The sequence below is a fragment of the Mesorhizobium sp. BR1-1-13 genome (assembly GCF_020165515.1).
Classification (GTDB): Bacteria; Pseudomonadota; Alphaproteobacteria; order Rhizobiales; family Rhizobiaceae; genus Mesorhizobium.
Window position 1 is genome coordinate 629,689 of sequence record NZ_JAIUIH010000001.1, and the last position, 20,031, is coordinate 649,719.

Genomic DNA, 20,031 nt, shown 5'->3' on the forward strand with positions numbered 1-20,031 from the left:
GAAATGACCTATGACTGGCCGACCCTGCTCCCCCTCATCTTCGCCGGCCTGATGGGCCTCGCCATCCTGATCTACGTCATTCTCGACGGTTTCGATCTCGGCATCGGCATCCTGTTCGCGTCGGCCGAGGACGCCGAGCAGGACACCATGATCGCGGCAATAGGCCCGTTCTGGGATGCCAACGAGACCTGGCTGGTGCTGGCCGTCGGCCTTCTGCTGGTCGCTTTTCCGATGGCGCATGGCGTCATCCTCAGCGCGCTCTACATCCCGGTGTTCGTGCTTCTGGTCGGCCTCATCCTGCGCGGCGTGGCCTTCGACTTCCGCGCCAAGGTGGCGACCGAGCGCAAGCACCGCTGGAACCGTATCTTCTTCCTCGGCTCGCTCATCGCCTCGCTGGCGCAAGGCTATATGCTGGGCGTCTATGTGCTTGGCCTCGACTTCGGCCTGGGCGGCATGGCGTTCGGCGTGCTGGTGGCGTTCTGCCTGGCGGCGGCCTACGCCGCAATGGGGGCTGCCTGGGTCATCTACAAGGCCGAAGGAGACCTGCAGAAGAAGGCGGTGCGCTGGCTGCGCACCACATTGGTGCTGACCGCGCTCGGCATGGCCGCCGTGTCGCTGGCCACGCCCTTCGCCAGCCCGCGCATCTTCGCCAAATGGTTCGTGCTGCCCGAAATGCTCTATCTGTCGCCGCTGCCGATCCTGTCGGCGCTGCTGTTCCTGTGGCTGTGGCGGCAGACCTTTCATCTGCCCAGGCCCGACGACCGCCATTCGCTGACGCCGTTCCTGACGCTGGCCGCCATCTTCGCGCTCGGCTTCGCCGGGCTCGCCTGGTCGTTCTATCCGTTCGTGGTGCCCGACAGGCTGACCATCTGGCAGGCGGCTTCCGCACCCGAAAGCCTTGCCATCATCCTGGCCGGCACCGTGGTCGTGCTGCCGATCATCATCTTCTATTCCTTCTATGCCTACCGCGTGTTCGGCGGCAAGGCGACGGACCTGACCTACGACTGAGGGCCCAAGCGACGCGCGAAATCCTCGCCTCCGCCTGCCGCATGTCGCCGGCCGGAAAGACAATATTCATCTTCACGCGGAATAACCTTCCCCGACATGCTGCGGCCTGATGGTGCGAGAAGAAGGGCAATGCAATGCGCGGTGTCCCGGTTGCCTCGATAGAACACGATCCGCAGGCGCGGCAGCGCTACGCAGCTTTCCCGAGAAAATCGCTACGCCGCTTTCCTGGAATTGCTCTGGTCCTGATCCGTCTGGTCACGCTGATCGCCGCGCTTGCTCTGGCCGGCCTGCTGCCTGTCATTCAGCCCGCCCATGCCCAGCAGACGGCCAACTGGGCCGGTGTCTGGGACACCAAATGGCGCGGCGGCGGCGCCCAGATCACCTTCGAGCAGGCCGGCGCCGAGGTGAAGGGCGTCTATCCCCTGTATGGCGGCCGCATCGAAGCCAAGGCCGAAGGCGAAAAGCTGTTCGGCCGCTGGTTCGAGGGCAGTCGCCAGGGCGAGTTCAGCTTCGTCATGGCGCCGGACGGCGCGAGCTTCATGGGCCGTTTCGAATCCGCCACCGCCGAATGGTGGACGGGCGTGCGCGTCGACGCCGCCGAGACCCTCAAGGTCGACCAGACCAGCCCTATGACGACGATGCGCTCATTCCTCCAGACCATGAACGAGAGCGGCGCCGACAATGTGCCGCGCGCCACCGGCGGCGGCATGGGCCTTGCCGCGCTGGCGGCCGGCCTCGTCGACGTCACGGAGGCCGACCGCGGCGGCCTCAACATGCCCGATTACACCAAGCTCCTGTTTTCGGTGATCGACAACGCCACCTTGCGCCTGTGGAACCTGCCGCATGATGCGATCCCCGGCGACGAGGTGACAGCCAGGCTGCAGCAATATGGCAGCAAGGTTTTCTTCGACGTCACCTTCCGCCGCAAGGCCGGCGAATGGTTCATCGTCGGGCCGCAGCTCGCCGTGCTGCAGGCCAAGCTCGCCGAGTTCCAGGCGGCGCGTGGCGAAGCCCCCGACATGGTCGACGATCCGGCCAAGCTCGCCTCGCCGCGCGACACGTTCAAGATGCTGCTCGGCGGCATCGCCGACCAGAATGGCGGTTCGACGCAAACGGCGCTCGACATGCGCGGTTACAATCCGGCGGTGCGGTCCGACGAGGCGGTTCTGCTCGAGAGCTATCTCAAGAAAGTCATCGACCGCATCGGCTACGTCTACTGGCAGGAAATTCCCGACGATCCCCAAAGCAACACGCCCTATGTGTATTTCGAGCACCCGGCCGGCAACATCGTCGTCGCCCCGGTGGGCACCGAGAAAGGCGGCAAGCTGTGGAAATTCACGCCGGAAACGCTGGCCAACATCCGCACGCTCTATGCCGATATCGAGGATGCGCCGGTGGCGCCGGAATTCACCGCCTTCGCCAGCAACGATCCGTTCTTCGCCACGAGGGGCCTTGCCCGCGAGATCAGCCCTGCCCTTTTGACCCGCGCCGGGCCGATCGAACGCTGGCAATGGCTGGGGCTCGGCATTGCGGTGCTTGCCGGCATCGCCTTCGGTTTCCTTGCCAACGCCGTCATCGTGTTCTTCGCCCGCCGCGGCAGTTCCGGGCGGGCCGGCTTCTTCCGCGTCGTCGAATGGGCGGTGCGCTCGATCTTCCTGGGCCTGTTCCTGCTGTTTGCGCTGCGGCCGCTCGGCTTGCCGCAGGTGATCGCGGCATCCGCCAAGGCGGCGGCCTGGAGCCTGATCCTGATCGGCGCGGTTCCCGTGGTCTGGCACCTGATCGGCAAGATCGCCGAACGCTACCGCGCCACCTTCAACGTGCCCGGCTATCACGAGACGCTGATCTCGCTGCTGACCGGCGTGGCGCGCATCGCCGCCCTGGTGGTCGCCTTCCTGCTCCTGGCCGAGGTGCTGGCGATCCCCTATCAGGGCGTGCTGGCCGGCCTCGGCATTGGCGGCCTGGCGGTGGCGCTGGCGGCGCAGCCGACGCTGCAGAATTTCCTTTCCGGCCTGACGCTCTATGCCGACCGGCCGGTCAGCGTCGGCGACTTCTGCAAGTTCGGCAACCAGTCCGGCACCATCGAGCATATCGGCATGCGCTCGACCCGCATCCGCTCGGTCGACCGCACGGTGATCTCGGTGCCGAACTCGGACTTCGCCGGCATGCAGATCGAGAACTACGCCCATCGCGACCGCACCCGCTTCGCCACGACGCTGCAATTGCGCTACGAGACGACGCCCGACCAGTTGCGCTACACGCTGGCGGCGCTGCGCAAGCTCCTGATCGCGCATCCGCGCGTCATCGACGACCCGTGCCGTGTGCGCTTCGTCGGCTTCGGCCCCTATTCGCTCGACATCGACGTCTTCACCTACATCATGACCGCGGATGCCTCGGAGTTTCTCGCCATCCGCGAGGACATATTGCTGTCGATGATCGCGGTGATGGACGAGGCCGGCGCCCAGTTCGCCTTCCCGGCGCAGTTGGAATACAGCGCCGCCGACCTGCCGCTCGACCAGGAAAAGCGCATCGCCGCGGAAAAGCGGGTCAGCGCCTGGCGTGAAGAGGAAAAACTGCCTTTCCCCGATTTCAGCCAGCTCGACAGGCTGGAGCTCAACGACAGCCTGCCCTATCCGCCGCAGGGCTCGGTGCAATACCGCGAAGCCCAGACCGCCCCCGCCAGGGTCGAAGCCAAGGCCTCGCTGGAGAAGGCGCGCTGGAGCCTGCCGTGGCGGAAGAGGGTGTAACCTTTTTCGCAGGAGGGGCCGCGATCCCTCGCGCCCCCTCTGGCCGGCAGGGCAGCAGGAGGCGCTTCCCGCCAGCGCCTCCAGTTCTGAACCTCAATTGCTGGCCGACAGCACAAGCACCGGCTTGTCGCTGTAAAGCTTCGGGAACAGCGTCTTCAGATTCGCCACCTTTGGCAGGTCGTTGTAGACGATGTAGGGATAGGTCGGGTTGAGCGTCAGGAAATCCTGGTGGTACTCCTCGGCCGGGTAGAAGGTCTTGCCGGTTTCGATCGTGGTGACGATGGGCTTGGAAAACAGCTTGGCCTGGTCGAGCTGGGCGATATAGCTCTGCGCGATCTTCTTCTGCGCGTCGTTCTCGGCGAAGATCGTCGAGCGGTATTGCGTGCCCTGGTCCGGCCCCTGATAGTTGAGCTGGGTCGGATTGTGGGCGACCGAGAAATACACCTGCAACAGCTGGCCATAGGTGACTTTGGAGGGATCGTAGGTGATCTCGACGGATTCGGCATGGCCGGTGCGGCCGGTGCCGACCGTCTCGTAGACGGCGTCGTCCTTGGCGCCGCCGGTATAGCCCGAGACCGCCTTGGTGACGCCCTTGACGTGCTGGAACACGCCTTGCACGCCCCAGAAGCAGCCGCCGGCGAAGATTGCCGTCTCGCTGCCGCCCGCGGCCCTTTCATCCAGCGCCGGCGGCGGGATCACCACGGCGTCTTCCGCCGAGACGGCCGGCGTCAGCCAGAAGGCGGCGCCCGCGACGGCGAGCGCGAAAGCTGCGAGCGCGCCGCGGACGAAGCCGCTCGAACGGTTCCTGATGTCGGTCATGGTTGCACTCCTGATGGCTTCCATGAGCTCAGTCTATTGAATTAGCGGAGCCGGTGCGATGCGCGAGTTGCGGCGGAGGCTCACATTCTCGTGCGGCCCCAGCGGGTGCGTAACGCTCCGCCGCGGCTTGACCTAGTTGGCAGGCTTCATCGCATCCGTCGCCGGCTTCATCGCGTCAGCCGCCGGCTTCATGGCGTCCGCCGGTTTCATCGCATTGGCGGCGGGCTTCATGGCATTGGTGGCCATCGGGTCGGCCGGCTTCATCGCATCGGTTGCCGGCTTCATCGCGTCGGCGGCGGGTTTCATGGCGTTGGTGGCCTCGTCGGCACGGGCGATGCCGCCGGCCAGCAATGCCGTCGAGCACAAGGCGAGCGCAAGTGCCGGCAGCGTCAGGCGGAAAAGAACGGTCATGATGGTCTCCTTGGTTGGTGGCGCGCCCTTGCGGCGGCCGGCTGTTGCGGCGCCGCAGGCGCGGCGTTGCGCAATTTCTGATCGGACATGGTCTCTCCCCGCAAACGGGAAGTTTCCGGAGGTAAGCTAATCGGCGGCGGCGGCCAGGATCGGCCCGCCGCCGGGCGACTGCACCAGCACGGCGGTGCTGAGGCCATCGGCGGCCGCCGGCACGTCGAGCGTCGTGGCCTCTCCGGTCCAGCTGCCGAGTTTTGTCAGCGCATGCACGACATTGCCGTGCGGCAAGGTGCGGCCGGTGTTCTCGCCGCGCGCCACGGGCACCTCGACGACGCCCCTGGCATAGCGCACCAGCCAGATGTCGGCTTTGCCGCCCGGCACGCTCCCCGCGCCGATGCTAGCCTTGCCGCCACCGAGCGACAGCGACGGTCCCTTGATGCGTCCGCTTGCCGCAATCAGCCGTTCGATCTCGCCGGGCGCGGCGCCGACCGCATCGGCATGGCCGTTGACCACCACCTGCGGCGTGAACGGCCCGTCACGGCCGAGCGGCGGCTCGTAGCTGACCTGGCGCTGCGTGAACTCCTGCCGGCCGAAAATGTCCTTCCAGCCGAGATAGTCCCAGTAGGTGACGTTGAAGGACAGCGCCAGCACGCCGGGCTGGTCCTTGATCTTGATCAGATTGGCATTGGCCGGCGGGCAGGACGAGCAGCCCTGGCTGGTGAACAGCTCGACCACGGTGAGCGGCTGCGCCGCGGCGGTGCCGAGCGACGCCGCGAGCGCAAGCGCGCCCAGGCTGGACACTGCGAGAAACTTGCGGCGTTTGGCTTGCGACATGGAATTGCTCCGTGGGCGACGGCGCTGTGATGCGCCGCTCATGTCCCCACTTCGCCGCCAATTATCGCTTCGTTACAGCGCTCACCGGTTTGTGATTGAGCGCCAGCGGGTTCTTCCTTCTCCCCTTGTGGGGTCCGAAGGACGGGGCGAGACCCGTGGCTCGCCCCAGGGCGGTGGATCGGCGCGCAGCGCCGAGACGGATGAGTGGTGTTCCAGCGGAGTGAGACGTTCGCGTTCCCTGGAACACCCCTCATCCGACCTCGCGGCAGCTTCGCCCCCTACTGCGTCAGCACCGTTTGCGAGGGGCGCTGGTTGAAGTCGCATTTACCCATCACGGTGTAGAAGAAGTCGGCGTTGACGACGGGCGCCGGCACGGCCGAGCCGCCGTCTTCCCAGGCCTGGTAGCCTGTCTGGCCGCACGGCACGGCGGTGAAGATGTCGACGGTCTGGCTTGTGGCGATTTCGGGCATGTCGGTCGGGCTGGTGCCGATATAGAGCCGGTTCGAGGTGTTCGGGTCGTTCGACCGGAGCGTGGTCGGCTGGGCCGGTTTGGCCGTCGCGGCGGAAGGCACGTCCATCTCCAGATAGAGCTGGTCCATCCGGCTGACGTCGATGACCGCGCCGGCGCTGTTGGCCGGGCTGGTGGTGCAGACGGTCTGCCGCATGACGCCGTTGCCGTCGATGCTGGTGATGGCGCCGGAGGGCGTGCTGTCGAAATTGGGGACCGTCGTGGTGTTGCACACCTGCTGCTGCACCTGGGTAAGCGTGGTGCCGCTGACGGTGGAGACGGTGGTGGTGCCATAGCCCTTGGGATCGCCGCCCTTGTTGTAGACATAGCTGATCTGCATCAGCTTCTGCTTCGTGGTCGAACCGAATTGCGTGCCGTAGAGATACATCGTCTTGTCCCACCAGCCCGACGCCTTCTCGATCTTGAAGGTGGTCTGCACCAGGGCCGGCGCCTTGTTGACCGCCGAGGTGACGCCGACCGGCACGGTGTTGATCCTGGCGATCTGCATGAAGTCGGTCGGCATGGCGAAGCTCGCCGAGGCCTGCGCCGTGGCGGTGCCGTTGGCCGCGATGGTGAAGCTCACCAGGGTGGCTGTGCCTTGCCCGCCATTGGCGGCAAAGGTGTCCCGGAGCATTTGCTGGCGGGCCGCCAGCGTCGTCGTCTTCGGCAGCGTGGTGGTGGCCAGCGTCGCGGCGTCGAGCGCCTGCTGCATGTTGGAGCGGGTCTGCACCGCCGAGGTATAATCGACCGAGAAGCCGACCACGGTGATCAGCGGCACCAGCATGACGAGGAACAGCGGCATCATCGAGCCGCCGCGCGAACGGGCGAACCTTCCTGCAAGCCCCAGCATGTTTTCTACCCCAAGAGACGATTTATCTGCGCAGGACCTAACATGCGCCGGCAAACCAGGGTCTAAGAGGATCGTTCAAAGTTTAAGCATCCCGCCGCGCTCGCCCGCTGTTTCGGGCTTTTGCCCCCGGCTCACCGCTTTGTGACGGCCAGCGCGCGCCTTGCGCCGCAAGCCTTGCCGCAGCAGGCCGCCCCTGCTAAAGCGCGCGGCATGAGCACGCCCCTCGACCACATCAGGAATTTCTCCATCGTCGCCCATATCGACCATGGCAAATCCACCCTTGCCGACCGCCTGATCCAGCTGACCGGCGGGCTGGAGCTGCGCGACATGAAGGAGCAGGTGCTGGACTCGATGGATATCGAGCGCGAGCGCGGCATCACCATCAAGGCGCAGACGGTGCGGCTGAAATACCGTGCCTTGAATGGCGAGGACTATATCCTCAACCTCATCGACACGCCCGGCCATGTCGACTTCGCCTATGAAGTGTCGCGCTCGCTCGCCGCGTGCGAGGGCTCGCTGCTGGTGGTCGACGCCTCGCAGGGCGTCGAGGCGCAGACGCTGGCCAATGTCTACCAGGCGATCGACAACAACCACGAGATCGTCGTGGTGCTGAACAAGGTCGACCTGCCGGCCGCCGAGCCCGAGCGCATCCGCGAGCAGGTCGAGGAGGTGATCGGCATCGACGCCTCCAACGCCGTGCTGATCTCGGCCAAGACGGGCCTTGGCATTCCCGACGTGCTGGAGGCGATCGTCCACCAATTGCCGCCGCCGCGCGAGGGCGATGCCTCGGCGCCGCTGAAGGCGATGCTGGTCGACAGCTGGTACGACGCCTATCTCGGCGTCATCGTGCTGGTGCGCGTCATCGACGGCGTGCTGAAGAAGGGCCAGACCATCCGCATGATGGGTACCGGCGCCAAATATCTGGTCGAGCGCACCGGCGTCTTCACGCCCGCCCGCATCAATGTCGACGAGCTCGGCCCCGGCGAGTTCGGCTTCTTCACCGGCTCGATCAAGGAAGTGGCCGACACCCGCGTCGGCGACACCATCACCGAGGACAAGCGCCAGACCGCGCATGCGCTCCCCGGCTTCAAGCCGGCGCAGCCGGTGGTGTTCTGCGGCCTGTTCCCGGTCGACGCCGCCGATTTCGAGGACCTGCGCGCCGCCGTCGGCAAATTGCGCCTCAACGACGCCTCCTTCTCCTATGAAATGGAAACCAGCGCAGCACTTGGCTTCGGCTATCGCTGCGGCTTCCTCGGCCTGCTACATCTGGAAATCATCCAGGAGCGGCTGGAGCGCGAGTTCAACCTCGACCTGATCGCCACGGCACCTTCCGTCGTCTACCGCCTGCTCCTCAATGACGGCACGGTGAAGGAGCTGCACAACCCGGCCGACATGCCCGACGTGGTCAAGATCTCGGCCATCGAGGAACCGTGGATCCGCGCCACGATCCTGACGCCGGACGACTATCTCGGCGGCATATTGAAACTCTGCCAGGACCGGCGCGGCATCCAGGCCGACCTCTCCTATGTCGGCAAGCGCGCCATGCTGATCTATGATTTGCCGCTCAATGAAGTCGTCTTCGACTTCTACGACCGGCTGAAGTCGATCTCCAAGGGCTACGCCTCGTTCGACTATCACCTCACCGACTATCGCGAGGGCGATCTGGTGAAGATGTCGATCCTGGTCAATGAGGAGCCGGTCGACGCGCTGTCGATGCTGGTCCACCGAACCGCGGCCGAAAAGCGCGGCCGGCAGATGTGCGAGAAGCTCAAGGAGCTGATCCCGCATCATCTGTTCAAAATCCCGATCCAGGCCGCGATCGGCGGCAAGGTCATTGCGCGTGAGACGATCTCGGCCCTGCGCAAGGACGTGACGGCGAAGTGCTACGGCGGCGACGTGAGCCGCAAACGCAAGCTCCTGGACAAGCAGAAAGAGGGCAAGAAGCGGATGCGCCAGTTCGGCAAGGTGGATATTCCGCAGGAGGCGTTTATCCAGGCGCTTAAGATGGGGGATTGAGGTGTCGGGCCATTACAAAATCATGCGGCTGCTGCCCGCTGATAAGCTCGATTACTCAACGCGTCATAGACCTCTGCTTGGACAAACTGCATTATGTCGAATGCGGCAGCGACGTATTGCTCTGTATCGGGCTTTGTCGGAGTAACCATCTCGCCATGAGCGATCTGATTTCGTTTTCCTAGCAGCATGCCGATTGTCCCGCCGTGTCCATCTACGGCGTCGAAGGGAAGGCCAAGTTTATACATGTTTTTCTTCAAAACGACGGCACTAAGGTTCGATTCAGTTGTAACAAAGCTGTCTGGAATCTCGACTGCAGTTGTCATCAAGGAAGCAAGTTGCTGCACGAACGTTTGCTCTCTCCATGCCATGTGAAGCGCTGAGTCGTCCGGAAGAGGTCCGCCAAATATCGGATGTTTAGATTGAATATGCCGAAGGGCGTCGAATGCCTTGTGCAGAGTCGCAGCTACAAGGGGGGTGATCGCCTCACTGCATGGAATTTTTGCCGAGTTGACGGCTGAGATGTAGCTCTCCATGGAGAATTTGACGAAACCCTCGAGATGCGCGTACGTCACGAGCACCAGCGATCGCCGAATGGCATTCTGCCGATCATCATCACCTTCTGATGCAGCTAGATTCTGGAGCAGGCGAATCTCAGCTTCACGTGCAGCGCGGCCAACTTCTAGTTCTTCAAATATCTCGTCAGGGGAACGCAACTTGAAGTCTTTCAGAAACGAATGAAATTCTTGAGTTCAGAGGACCAGGTGAATTCTTACCTCCACCCGTAGTAATAGCAATAAAAGCAGGATCCAGTTTGATTGCTCTCAAGGTTGTTCCAAGTAACTCTAGAGCCGACTCATCGGTTAGATCGATACGATCAATAACTGATTGAATGCCAATTGTTATGCCTTCGAAATGATAGATGCTGAAGCCCAAGCTAAGAGCCGTTTTGTCTCTGTTGGCAAATGCAAATGCGTATTCACCAAGTGCCAACCAAAGGGCTCGAAATGTCTTGCGGAAACTAATTTCCTCTGCTCCGTAGTCGAAAGGAGCGTTTCGCGAGGGATCGCAGATCGCTTCCATATACTCGTCCAAGAAATCAGTTACCTCATGCTTAAACTGACCTCTTTGGTTCTTCAATGCAAAAAATCTGAGGACCAATTCTTCATCAAAAGCAGACATGCGTCTTTCGTACGTGAGGTACTCAGTACAGGACTTGAAGTCATCAACTTGCGCCATATCTACGACAAAGCTGGGGAACACGTCGCTTAGCATTCTCATCGCAGAGTTTCGAACTTGATGTGCTGAAAGTGTTTCACCCCCGGTGTTGAGGCGCTTGAACATATGGTACTTGAAACGACGGTCTGTTTCCTTCCGTACAACCTCCATCCGAATAAAGCGGCGCTTCAATCTTATCTGTAACGCGGTCGGGAGATCGTCGTAGGTAAGCCCGTTGAGTTCTGGCACGATATCGCAATCCTCCAGGACCAGCATATCCCCCAGTTCAACCGGCGGATTCGCCTGGGGTGCCACCAGTTTTCCCCTCAGATGCAGGTAAGAGGAAATCCGCTGTAGTCCGTCAATCAATTGGTATGTGTTAGATTCTTCCTCGATAACAAAAATTGGCGGTACGGGCATTTCTAGCAAAAGTGATTCTATAAAGCGTGACTGCTGTGCAGCAGTCCATCTAAATAATCTCTGATAGTCCGGTTGAATATCTAGCTCCTTATTCTCCCACATATCCAGTAACTCATTAAATGATACGTCGAGCGCTGCGGTATTGGCCTGCCTAACGCTCGCCGCTATTGCCGCAATTAAGTCCGGCTTATCTGCCATCAGGAAACTTTCTCAAAACATAGAACCGCTTCGGTTGGCTCTGACGGTCTGCCATATATCCTCGTATGACGGTTTACACGTACCATTGACCGACTCAAGCGAAAGTCTTCCCGCCGACCAAGTTTCAAGCTGTGATGACAGCACATTTCGGCGACTATCGATGGAAGATCGTTATGAATGTTTTTGTAATAAGAATCCTGAACCACCATACATGCAATCCCCCCTGGCCGAAGCGCTGACGAAATCCGGCCAAGAGACTTATTCAGCTTTTCAAAATAATCGAGGTGAGTTCGATAGTAATAGGTGGCTGAAGCCTTAGACGGATGGGTTCTCACTCGATCTAAGAACCCGTTGCAAATACCGCCCCACTCAGCCGACTGGCTTATCGTCTTGACAGGAACCCTGATCGAGCCAATCATATTGCGGCTAAGTTCTGCACGATCTTCTAACAAAAGCGGCGCTAGAATGGCTAATTCAATGCTTGTTGCAGCGGTGTAGTCGATCCTCGTGCAGTAAGGGGGCGACGTAACGACAAAATCGACGCTGTCGGGCGTCAACTTGGCAGTAGTGCTGTCAGCTACATCGATGGTCCAACGTGGCGTGGGCACAGCGGCTTGCTGACTGGCGGCCAATTCGGCAGCCATCGCACTGACGTTGTCAATAAAGGCTGAGACTACGTCTGCTGAGGACACATTAGTCTTCAATGCTTCGGATTTTGGCCTACGCATCCACGTCGGGTTGGTCGATCGCAGCATCCGGCTTAGAGATCGACACGCCGCAAATAATCCGAGATAGAGCGTCGCGGTAAGACCGGAGATGCGGCCTACGTTTGCCCCTCCATCAAGGGGAGTGACGTCACCAACGGTGCTTTCGCGGATGGCCACTTCGATTTGCCGGATCGCAGTTGCAGTAGCCGGCGCAAACCATTCCCCTAGCGGGTCATCAGGGGTTCCAACTTTGGGCCGGCAGCGTTGCGCCGTCAGGGTAAGGGCGAGGGGCAATAAAGAACCCGCTTCGCTTTGTGGCAGCATCCTCGCGCGAGCGATGACCACCATGACAGGATTGATGTCTAAACCAACCGCCCGGTGTCCAAGCCGTGATGCGACAAATGTGGATGTTCCGCTGCCATTCCAAGGATCGAGGATCGTAGAATCCAGAGAGAGCTTCGCACTTTGGAGAAGATCCTTCACGAATCCCTCCGGATAGCCCGCGTAGTACGGGAAGAACGACTCCCATCCCGTCTGCGAGCGCTTGTCCCGTTTTGGCGATGTTATTTTTAGTTTATTGAACTGGAAAATTGGAAGCTCCACGCGATGGATTGGCTTCTTGGGAGCCAAGATGGAATCATAGAGCCCATTTTAGCCATAAGCGCATCTGTTAGGAATCCCCAGCTCACACAACTGGCGCGGCTGGAGGGATCGAGCCATCCTAAAGCTGCCGATCTTGCTTCGGTGCTGAGCCACACTTTGAGAACATCCCAACCTGTAGTATCCTTTGTTCAGCCGCGGCAGACATCGCATGCGTTCCACTCCAGACGCCATCGCCTCTCTCGGCCTCGCCATCGGCGGCATCTTCGGCTTGGCCGGCACTTTCGTGGCAAGCGATGCGCTGCGCCGAACACTTTCGCGCTGTGGATGCGGCTGACCGCAATCGTTGCCGCCGTGCTATTCCTGGTGTCGGTTTGCATGGTGCTGTGGGGCGCGCCCTTGCTGCCGACCTCGGCGCCGCTGCCCGCCGCCGGCTATCCCTTCCTGGTGCTGACCTTTGTGGGCTGGATCTGGACGCTGGTGAAGTCCGGGCGGTGAGGGGCTGGTTCCTCGCCCCACGCGAGTGGGGAGAGGTGGCCCGGCGAAGCCGGGACGGAGAGGGGGCAGCGCCGGGTTTGGAAATTTTATTTCAGGGACTCAAGGACGGATCGCCATGGCCGCGCCCTTTCCTCAGCCGGCTTTGGCTTCGTTGAGGGTGTCCCCCTCTCCGTCCCGGCTTCGCCGGGCCACCTCTCCCCCGCGTAGCGGGGGCGAGGAAATCAGCGCCGCACTTGCCTCACCCCTCTATCCAAACCTTCTCGAAATGCTGCTCCAGCGCCTGGTGCTGTTCGCAGCCCTCCACCCCCTTGCGATAGGTCCTGTACACCGAGCGCCAGTAGGGTTGGATGATGATGCCTGAATCGCGCAAATTCTTCTCGATGCCAGCCATGATCTCCTTGCGCTGGGCGGCGTCCGGCATGGCCAGCGCCTTGTCGAGCAGGGTGTCGAACTCCTTGTCGGCATAGGCGCTTTCGTTCCAGGCGGCGCCCGATTTATACGCCAGCGCCAGCACCTGGACGCCGAGCGGGCGTCCTAGCCATTCGGTGCAGGAGAAGGGATATTTGCTCCAGTCGTTCCAGAAGGTGGCGGCCGGCAGCACGGTGCGCTTGATCTTCAGCCCTGCCTCACGCATCTGCGCGGCGATCGCGTCGCCGGTGCTCTTCTGCCATTCGACGTCGACCGAGATGAGGTCGTATTCGTGGTCGGCCTTGCCGGACTCGGCGAGCAGCTTCTTCGCCGCCTCGACGTCGCGCTTGGCCGGGCCGATATCGGCATATTCGGGGTGCATGGGGCCGACATGGTGGTTGTCGGCGGGCTTGCCCCTGCCGCCGAGGCCGAGCGCCAGCACGGCCGAATTGTCGACGGCGAGCTGGGCGGCGCGGCGCAGCTTGACGTCCTCATAGGGCGCGTTGGCGACATTGAAGCGGGCGACGATGGTGGAGCCGGTGGCGATCTCGGAATTCTTCAATCCCATCTGCTCGGTCTGCGACACGGCGTCGGAAGCGGTCTCGTGGTCGGTGTCAATCTCGCCGGATTCGAACGCCGACAGCATGGCGTTGGGGTCGGAGCCGTAATCGATCCACTGGATGCCATCCAGGTAGAACTCGCCCTTCCACCAGGGCTTGTCCTTGCGCTTCACCTCGGCTCCCGTCTCGGCGTCCCATTTCACCAGCTCGCAGGGGCCGGTGGTGATCGAAAGCGCCTTCAGCGGATCGCCGTCGCCGTCATAGGAGCGGTGCATGATCAAAGCGGGATAGTCGGCCATGCCGGCGATCAGCGAAATGTCGGGCTTGGGCAGATTGAGTTTTATCGTGAAGTCGTCGACCTTCTCGATGCCGCCATCGACCACCTTCTTGGTGTCGGCGTTGACCAGCGCGCCCATGCGCGCGGCGACCGAATTGCCGGCGACGCCGGCCTCGCACCAGCGGGTGAGGTTGTGGACGACATCGTCGGCGTTGAAGGCGTCGCCGTTCGACCAGGTGATGCCCTTGCGCACATTGAGCGTCAGCGTCTTGGCGTCGTCGCTCATCTCCCATTTTTCGAGCAGCCAGGGCTCGAAGGAGAAATCGGTGTTCCAGCGCACGAGGTATTCGTTGCAGTGGCGCGCGACGTTGGACATTTCGACGCCGTCGAAGGTGCGCGGGTCCTTGAAACCCTTGACGTTCATGGCGACGCGCAGGATGCCGCCCTTCCTGGGCTCCGCCGCGCGAGCAGGAGACGCGGTCAGCCCGCCCAGGGCAAAAGCGCCCGCGGCGCTGACGCCGAGCCCGGCCATGAGCGCGAAATATTCGCGCCGGTTGATGGCGCCGCTCCTGAAATCCTCGGCGACGGGTTTGGCCCGCGGGTGCAGTTTCCTGTCGGTCAGCATGAATTTCATCGTCGTTCCCTCTCATTGGGCGCCCGGCCGGCCGCGTGCGCGGGGGCGGATGCGGCTCGCCGGACGCCATTGCCTGAGGGATGATAGGGCGAGCTTACGCAGCGGAGTGTTCTGGAATCCGCAAGACTTGTGCGTTGCTCCGCAAGGAGGGCCTCTCCCCCGCTTCGCGGGGGAGAGGAAAGAGGGGCTGCTAACCCCAGATCATCAGCGCGACCAGCCCGACGATGCCGACCACCAGCCGCCACCAGCCGAACAGCGCATAGCCCTTGCGCGAGACGTAATCGAGCAGCAGGCGCACCACCAGCAGCGCGGTGACGAAGGCGGCGACGAAGCCGACGGCGATGATCGGCAGGTCGGCCGACGTCAGCACGTTGCGGTTCTTGAACAGGTCGAAGGCGAAGGCGCCGACCATGGTCGGGATGGCAAGGAAGAAGGAAAATTCCGCCGCCGCCCGCTTGTCGACGCCAAGCAGCAGCGCGCCGACGATGGTCGATCCCGAGCGTGAGGTGCCGGGGATCAGCGACAGGCACTGGAACAGCCCGATCTGCAGGTAAAGCCGCGTCGGGAAGCGCTCGACGTCGCGGTACACGGGCTTCAACGTCATGCGGTCGACCGCCAGCAGCACCACGCCGCCGATGATCAGCATGATGCAGATCAGCCGCGGCGATTCGAACAGGATGGTCTTGATGAAATCATGCGCCAGCGCGCCGATGACGGCCGCCGGCAGGAAGGCGATGAGGATGCCGATGACGAAATGCCGCGTCAGCCGGTCATGCGGCAGGTCGAGCAGCATCTGCCACAAGCGCCGGAAATAGACGCTCAGAATGGCCAGGATGGCGCCGAGCTGGATCAGGATCTCGAAGGCCTTGCCGGTCGAGTGGAAGCCAAGGAAGTGGCCGGCGAGCAGGATATGGCCGGTCGAGGACACCGGAATGAACTCGGTCAGTCCCTCCAGCAGACCGAGCAGCAGGGCTTCGACGATTGTCTGGCTTTCCATTGGCTACCTCGGCATTCGCGGGATGGGCTGGAAGGGCTTGCTTGTCATGGCGCCGAACTCCCCCTATAGGTCGCAACACCCTGACGGCCCGCTTACCGGGCGGCCAAGACTTACCGGTGCGCCGGGCGATTCGCCAGTGTGGCAATCCGGAATTCGCCACACCCGGGAGGAGCGCGATGCGCGAATTCCGGATTTTGAGCCACACTGCCAACTTCAAGTTCTGGTGTGGTTTGAATTTGAAGTTCCTGAACGCGGATGCCGTCGAGGGGACAGGAACTTCAAATCCAAACCACCAGTGCGCTTTATCATCGCGGAACCATGCTGACGCTTTTCCATCATCCCATGTTCGCCTCCTGCCGGTTCGTGCGCCTCGCTTTCGGCGAGTATGGCGAGGAGCTGGCGCTGATCGAGGAGAAGCCGTGGACGCGGCGCAAGGAGTTCCTGGCGCTGAACCCGGCCGGCACGCTGCCGATCCTTTTGGCCGAGGGCGACGTGCCGATCGTCGGCGCCACGGTCATCTCGGAATATCTCGACGAGACGCGCGGCGTCCTGAAGCGCGACAAGCGCCTGTTCGCCGAGGACCCGATGCAGCGCGCCGAGATCCGCCGGCTGACCGACTGGTATCTCCACAAGGCCGAGAGCGAGGTCACCCGGCATCTGGTACGCGAGCGCGTGCTGAAGCCGGTCATGCCGGAAACCGCCGGCGGCGGCTCGCCCGATTCGGCCGCCATCCGCGCGGCGCGGGCCAACATCCGCCAGCACATGAAATACACCAACTGGCTGGCCGGCACCCGCCACTGGCTGGCCGGCTCGAGGGTCACCTATGCCGACCTTGCCGCCGCCGCCACCCTTTCGGTGCTCGACTATCTAGGCGAGATCGACTGGCGCGAGCACACTGCCGCGCGCGAATGGTACACGCGGGTCAAGTCGCGGCCTTCGTTCCGGCCGCTGTTGACCGACCGGGTGCGCGGCCTGTCGCCGGTGTCGCATTATGCGGACCTCGACTTCTGACGCCGCGAAACTGCGCGCGCTGATCGACGCGCAGGCGCGTAGCGCCGGCTTCGAGGCGGTCGCCGTCACCACCCCCGATGCGATCCCGCTGGCGCCGGCCCGGCTCGCCGCCTTCGTGGCGGACGGGTTCCATGGTTCCATGGGTTGGATCGCCGAGACGCTGCAACGCCGCAGTGAGCCGTTGAGCCTGTGGCCGCAGGTGCGTTCGATCGTCGTGCTGGCGATGAATTACGGGCCGGACCGCGATCCGCGCGACCTGTTGGCCAGGCGCGACCGGGGCGCGATCTCGGTCTATGCGCAAAACCGCGACTATCACGACGTGATGAAGGGCCGGCTGAAGGAAATCGCCGGCAAGATCGTGGCGCGGGCGGGAGGTGACGTCAAAGTCTTCGTCGATACCGCGCCCGTCATGGAAAAGCCGCTGGCCGAGGCCGCCGGACTCGGCTGGCAAGGCAAGCACACCAATCTGGTCAGCCGGCAGCACGGTTCCTGGCTGTTCCTCGGCACCATCTTCACCACCGCCGAACTGGTCCCCGACCTGCCGGAGGAGGACCATTGCGGCTCCTGCCGCGCCTGCCTCGACGCCTGCCCGACCGACGCCTTCCCGGCGCCCTACCGGCTCGATGCGCGGCGCTGCATCTCCTATCTCACCATCGAGAACAAGGAGCCGATCCCGCATGAATTCCGCGAGGCGATCGGCAACCGCATCTATGGCTGCGACGACTGCCTCGCCGCCTGCCCGTGGAACAAGTTCGCCAAGGTGGCGTCCGAGGCCAAGCTCGCCGCGCGCGAGGATCTACGCGAGCCGGCGCTGGCCGATCTTCTGCGGCTGGACGACGCGGCCTTTCGCGCCTTGTTTTCCGGCTCACCGGTCAAGCGCATCGGCCGCGACCGCTTTGTCCGCAACGTGCTGATCGCCGCCGGCAATTCCCGCGATGCCGCGCTTGCCGGCGCCGTGCGCGCCTTGCTCGCCGACGCCTCGCCGCTGGTGCGGGGCGCGGCAATATGGGCGCTGGCGCGGCTGGTGCCCGAGGCCGAATATCGCAAACGCGCCGCAGCCGGTCTGCAAACCGAGAGCGACGCGGCCGTGCGTGAGGAATGGGCGCGGCCGGTTCCAGCCAGGGCGCCTGCATGAGTGAAAAGCGGATATTCATCTTCGGCGCCGGCTATTCGGGCAAGGCTTTTGCGCGCGCCAATAGCGATCCTGCCACGACGGTTCGCGGCACGACGCGCTCCGCGGAGAAATTCGGGGCGCTCCGCCAGGCCGGCATCGCGCCGCTGCTGTTCGATGGCGCGCTGACCGACGAAATCGGCGATGCGCTGGCAACAACGACCCATCTGGTGATCTCGATCGCGCCCGAGGAGGCCGGCGATCCCGTGCTGAATGCCGCCCGCGCGGCGATCGTGCGGATGCCCGCGCTCGAATGGATCGGCTATCTCTCCACCGTCGGCGTCTATGGCGACCATGGCGGCGCCTGGGTCGACGAGACGGCGCAATGCCGGCCGGTCTCGAAACGCTCGGTGATGCGGGTGACGGCCGAGCAGGACTGGCTGCGGCTTGGCCGCGAGATCGGCCGGCCGGTGGCGGTGCTGCGGCTCTCCGGCATCTACGGCCCCGGCCGCAACGCCTTGCTCAATCTGGAAAACGGCACCGCGCGGCGGCTGGTCAAGCCCGGCCAGGTGTTCAACCGCATCCATTGCGACGACATAGCCGGCGCACTGTGGCACCTCATCGGGAGCAACAAAGGCGGCATTTTCAACGTCACCGACGATGAGCCGGCGCCGCCGCAGGACGTCGTGGCCTATGCCGCCGCACTGATGGGCGTCACACCGCCGCCCGAAATTCCCTTCGAGGCCGCCCAACTTTCGCCCATGGCGCGGTCCTTCTATGGCGAGAACAAGCGCGTCGCCAATGCGGCGCTCAAGGCGACGGGCTACCGGTTCCGCTTCCCGGACTACCGCGCCGCCTTCGACCATATGTGGGCAAGCGGCGACTGGCGCGACGGCGCGCCGCGCAGCCCGATGAAACGCTGACGCATGCCGGGAAACACGTGACACGGTTTCGGTCCGGAATGCGTCGGAAAAGAAAACAGGGCGGTTGACCGGTTTGTGAAAAACGGAACCGCTCCGGCGATCGAAGCAACGTCCATTGCGTGCTATGATTCGGGCTTGGGTTTGCGGCGGGGGTTCATGGAGACAGCGATGCGGCTCGGCAAGCGTTCACGGCTGGCGGCGGCTTTTGGCCTGCTCGCCCTCACAAGTCTCGCCGCGCGGCCGGCAATGGCCGAGGAACGGGCAAAGGACCTGTTCGGCGCCGAGAGACTGCCGGCGGCGACCGCGCCGCAATCCTTCGGCTTCTACTCCAAGGGCTGCTTTGCCGGCGGCGTCGCCATCCCCATGGACGGCCCGGCCTGGCAGGTGATGCGGCCGTCGCGCAATCGCCGCTGGGGCCATCCGGCGATGATCGCGCTGGTCGAGAAACTGTCGCGCGATGCCGTCGCCGACGGCTGGCCGGGCCTTTTGATCGGCGACATCGCGCAGCCGCGCGGCGGCCCGATGCTATCAGGCCATGCCTCGCACCAGATCGGGCTCGATGCCGACATCTGGCTGACGCCGATGCCCCGCCGGCCGCTGTCGAGGGCGCAGCGCGAGACGATGAGCGCCACCTTGATGGTCGACGAAAAGACGCATCTGGTGAAGGACGCGCTGTGGACGCCCGCGCATACGCGGCTTTTGAAGCGCGCGGCGAGCTATCCCGAGGTCGAGCGCATCCTGGTCAACCCCGGCATCAAGAAGAAGCTCTGCGACACCGTCAGGGGCGACCGCTCCTGGCTGCGCAAGATCAGGCCGTTCTGGGGCCACGACTATCATTTCCATATGCGCATCAGCTGCCAGCCGGGCTCGCCCAACTGCAAGGCGCAGGAAGCGACCCCGGCCGACGATGGCTGCGGCAAGCCGCTGGCCTGGTGGTTTACCGAGGAGCCGTGGCGACCCAACAAGAACCCGGACGCGCCCAAGGCGCGCGATCTGATGACGATGGCGAACCTGCCGAGAGAATGCCGCGCCGTGCTCGACGCGCCGGGGCCGGGATCGGTCGAGGCCGCCACCTATCACGGCGACGCCGTGCCGGTCGCGGTCGCCGCGCCGGAACCTGAAGCGCCGGCGGAGCCGGCAGCCGCCACCGGCGGCGCCAACGTCCTGCCGGCCTCGCTGAACGCTTTCACGGCGACCCCCGAGATCGGCGTGCCGTTGCCGCGGCCACGGCCGGGAAACTGACTGGTCATATCTGACAACCCCGTCTCCCGCGAGCAGGAGGGCC

18 protein-coding genes are annotated in these 20,031 nt (G+C 63.4%); 9 read left to right on the top strand and 9 right to left on the bottom strand.

What is annotated here, in order from left to right; genetic code table 11:
- Nucleotides 1–3: 3 nt before the first annotated feature.
- Together LB533_RS03165 and LB533_RS03170 are read left to right on the top strand one after the other, a co-directional pair.
- Nucleotides 4–1,008, top strand: coding sequence for a cytochrome d ubiquinol oxidase subunit II (locus LB533_RS03165; RefSeq protein ID WP_140639423.1), 1,005 nt, complete (start codon nucleotides 4–6; stop codon nucleotides 1,006–1,008).
- 134 nt (nucleotides 1,009–1,142) lie between these two features.
- On the top strand, nucleotides 1,143–3,752 hold the full coding sequence (locus tag LB533_RS03170) for a mechanosensitive ion channel family protein (protein ID WP_140639422.1): 2,610 nt from the start codon (nucleotides 1,143–1,145) through the stop codon (nucleotides 3,750–3,752).
- A 93-nt stretch (nucleotides 3,753–3,845) separates the two neighbouring features.
- Here LB533_RS03170 and msrA read toward each other — a convergent pair whose 3' ends face one another.
- The 4 genes from msrA to LB533_RS03190 form a co-directional block, all read right to left on the bottom strand.
- Nucleotides 3,846–4,571 (bottom strand): peptide-methionine (S)-S-oxide reductase MsrA, encoded by a 726-nt coding sequence (msrA, locus tag LB533_RS03175; RefSeq protein ID WP_224676619.1) that lies wholly within the window; start codon nucleotides 4,569–4,571, stop codon nucleotides 3,846–3,848.
- A 132-nt stretch (nucleotides 4,572–4,703) separates the two neighbouring features.
- Entirely contained in the window at nucleotides 4,704–4,982 is a 279-nt protein-coding gene (locus LB533_RS03180) for a hypothetical protein (RefSeq protein WP_224676620.1), read from the bottom strand.
- A gap of 126 nt (nucleotides 4,983–5,108) precedes the next feature.
- Complete coding sequence (locus tag LB533_RS03185; protein WP_224676621.1) at nucleotides 5,109–5,813, bottom strand: DUF1223 domain-containing protein; 705 nt, start codon at nucleotides 5,811–5,813, stop codon at nucleotides 5,109–5,111.
- A 278-nt stretch (nucleotides 5,814–6,091) separates the two neighbouring features.
- On the bottom strand, nucleotides 6,092–7,171 hold the full coding sequence (locus LB533_RS03190; protein WP_224676622.1) for a TadE/TadG family type IV pilus assembly protein: 1,080 nt from the start codon (nucleotides 7,169–7,171) through the stop codon (nucleotides 6,092–6,094).
- A gap of 210 nt (nucleotides 7,172–7,381) precedes the next feature.
- Here LB533_RS03190 and lepA point away from each other — a divergent pair, with 210 nt between their 5' ends.
- Nucleotides 7,382–9,187 (top strand): translation elongation factor 4, encoded by a 1,806-nt coding sequence (gene lepA / locus LB533_RS03195; protein ID WP_224676623.1) that lies wholly within the window; start codon nucleotides 7,382–7,384, stop codon nucleotides 9,185–9,187.
- A 20-nt stretch (nucleotides 9,188–9,207) separates the two neighbouring features.
- Here the strand turns inward: lepA and LB533_RS03200 are convergent, their stop codons facing one another.
- Genes LB533_RS03200 through LB533_RS03210 form a run of 3 tightly spaced genes read right to left on the bottom strand, consistent with a single transcriptional unit; the run spans nucleotide 9,208 to nucleotide 12,357 of the window.
- Nucleotides 9,208–9,900 (bottom strand): MAE_28990/MAE_18760 family HEPN-like nuclease, encoded by a 693-nt coding sequence (locus LB533_RS03200; RefSeq protein ID WP_224676624.1) that lies wholly within the window; start codon nucleotides 9,898–9,900, stop codon nucleotides 9,208–9,210.
- Nucleotides 9,887–11,020: a DUF262 domain-containing protein gene (locus LB533_RS03205; RefSeq protein ID WP_224676625.1), complete on the bottom strand. Its 1,134-nt coding sequence runs from the start codon at nucleotides 11,018–11,020 to the stop codon at nucleotides 9,887–9,889. The genes LB533_RS03200 and LB533_RS03205 overlap by 14 nt, the downstream gene beginning before the upstream one ends.
- Nucleotides 11,020–12,357, bottom strand: a complete 1,338-nt coding sequence (locus tag LB533_RS03210) for a DNA methyltransferase (protein ID WP_224676626.1) — start codon at nucleotides 12,355–12,357, stop codon at nucleotides 11,020–11,022. The genes LB533_RS03205 and LB533_RS03210 overlap by 1 nt, the downstream gene beginning before the upstream one ends.
- 181 nt (nucleotides 12,358–12,538) lie before the next feature.
- On the opposite strand from LB533_RS03210, the gene LB533_RS29815 reads away from it, so the two are divergent.
- On the top strand, nucleotides 12,539–12,664 hold the full coding sequence (locus tag LB533_RS29815; RefSeq protein WP_263487248.1) for a hypothetical protein: 126 nt from the start codon (nucleotides 12,539–12,541) through the stop codon (nucleotides 12,662–12,664).
- Nucleotides 12,655–12,825: a hypothetical protein gene (locus LB533_RS03215; protein WP_224676627.1), complete on the top strand. Its 171-nt coding sequence runs from the start codon at nucleotides 12,655–12,657 to the stop codon at nucleotides 12,823–12,825. The genes LB533_RS29815 and LB533_RS03215 overlap by 10 nt, the downstream gene beginning before the upstream one ends.
- A 238-nt stretch (nucleotides 12,826–13,063) precedes the next feature.
- On the opposite strand, the gene LB533_RS03220 is transcribed toward LB533_RS03215, so the two are convergent.
- Nucleotides 13,064–14,704, bottom strand: coding sequence for an ABC transporter substrate-binding protein (locus tag LB533_RS03220; protein WP_224676628.1), 1,641 nt, complete (start codon nucleotides 14,702–14,704; stop codon nucleotides 13,064–13,066).
- A 190-nt stretch (nucleotides 14,705–14,894) separates the two neighbouring features.
- Entirely contained in the window at nucleotides 14,895–15,701 is an 807-nt protein-coding gene (locus LB533_RS03225; protein ID WP_224676629.1) for an undecaprenyl-diphosphate phosphatase, read from the bottom strand.
- Nucleotides 15,702–16,019: 318 nt separating this feature from the next.
- On the opposite strand from LB533_RS03225, the gene LB533_RS03230 reads away from it, so the two are divergent.
- From LB533_RS03230 to mepA, 4 genes are all read left to right on the top strand, one after another.
- Nucleotides 16,020–16,712: a glutathione S-transferase family protein gene (locus tag LB533_RS03230; protein ID WP_140491712.1), complete on the top strand. Its 693-nt coding sequence runs from the start codon at nucleotides 16,020–16,022 to the stop codon at nucleotides 16,710–16,712.
- Nucleotides 16,693–17,847 carry a tRNA epoxyqueuosine(34) reductase QueG gene (gene queG, locus LB533_RS03235; protein ID WP_224676630.1) on the top strand — a complete coding sequence of 385 codons (1,155 nt, stop codon included), beginning with the start codon at nucleotides 16,693–16,695 and terminating at the stop codon, nucleotides 17,845–17,847. The genes LB533_RS03230 and queG overlap by 20 nt, the downstream gene beginning before the upstream one ends.
- A complete protein-coding gene (locus LB533_RS03240; RefSeq protein WP_224676631.1) occupies nucleotides 17,844–18,746 on the top strand; it encodes an SDR family oxidoreductase in 903 nt (300 codons plus the stop codon). The genes queG and LB533_RS03240 overlap by 4 nt, the downstream gene beginning before the upstream one ends.
- A 156-nt stretch (nucleotides 18,747–18,902) precedes the next feature.
- Nucleotides 18,903–19,988, top strand: coding sequence for a penicillin-insensitive murein endopeptidase (mepA, locus tag LB533_RS03245; RefSeq protein ID WP_224676632.1), 1,086 nt, complete (start codon nucleotides 18,903–18,905; stop codon nucleotides 19,986–19,988).
- Nucleotides 19,989–20,031: the final 43 nt, after the last annotated feature.

What these genes read in the sequence shown, in the direction of transcription:
- LB533_RS03165 (WP_140639423.1), top strand. Translation starts at nt 4, where the DNA reads ATGACCTATGACTGGCCGACCCTGCTCCCCCTCATCTTCGCCGGCCTG.
- LB533_RS03170 (WP_140639422.1), top strand. Translation starts at nt 1,143, where the DNA reads ATGCGCGGTGTCCCGGTTGCCTCGATAGAACACGATCCGCAGGCGCGG.
- msrA (WP_224676619.1), bottom strand. Translation starts at nt 4,571, where the DNA reads ATGACCGACATCAGGAACCGTTCGAGCGGCTTCGTCCGCGGCGCGCTC.
- LB533_RS03180 (WP_224676620.1), bottom strand. Translation starts at nt 4,982, where the DNA reads ATGACCGTTCTTTTCCGCCTGACGCTGCCGGCACTTGCGCTCGCCTTG.
- LB533_RS03185 (WP_224676621.1), bottom strand. Translation starts at nt 5,813, where the DNA reads ATGTCGCAAGCCAAACGCCGCAAGTTTCTCGCAGTGTCCAGCCTGGGC.
- LB533_RS03190 (WP_224676622.1), bottom strand. Translation starts at nt 7,171, where the DNA reads ATGCTGGGGCTTGCAGGAAGGTTCGCCCGTTCGCGCGGCGGCTCGATG.
- lepA (WP_224676623.1), top strand. Translation starts at nt 7,382, where the DNA reads ATGAGCACGCCCCTCGACCACATCAGGAATTTCTCCATCGTCGCCCAT.
- LB533_RS03205 (WP_224676625.1), bottom strand. Translation starts at nt 11,020, where the DNA reads ATGGCAGATAAGCCGGACTTAATTGCGGCAATAGCGGCGAGCGTTAGG.
- LB533_RS29815 (WP_263487248.1), top strand. Translation starts at nt 12,539, where the DNA reads ATGCGTTCCACTCCAGACGCCATCGCCTCTCTCGGCCTCGCCATCGGC.
- LB533_RS03215 (WP_224676627.1), top strand. Translation starts at nt 12,655, where the DNA reads ATGCGGCTGACCGCAATCGTTGCCGCCGTGCTATTCCTGGTGTCGGTT.
- LB533_RS03220 (WP_224676628.1), bottom strand. Translation starts at nt 14,704, where the DNA reads ATGAAATTCATGCTGACCGACAGGAAACTGCACCCGCGGGCCAAACCC.
- LB533_RS03225 (WP_224676629.1), bottom strand. Translation starts at nt 15,701, where the DNA reads ATGGAAAGCCAGACAATCGTCGAAGCCCTGCTGCTCGGTCTGCTGGAG.
- LB533_RS03230 (WP_140491712.1), top strand. Translation starts at nt 16,020, where the DNA reads ATGCTGACGCTTTTCCATCATCCCATGTTCGCCTCCTGCCGGTTCGTG.
- queG (WP_224676630.1), top strand. Translation starts at nt 16,693, where the DNA reads ATGCGGACCTCGACTTCTGACGCCGCGAAACTGCGCGCGCTGATCGAC.
- LB533_RS03240 (WP_224676631.1), top strand. Translation starts at nt 17,844, where the DNA reads ATGAGTGAAAAGCGGATATTCATCTTCGGCGCCGGCTATTCGGGCAAG.
- mepA (WP_224676632.1), top strand. Translation starts at nt 18,903, where the DNA reads ATGGAGACAGCGATGCGGCTCGGCAAGCGTTCACGGCTGGCGGCGGCT.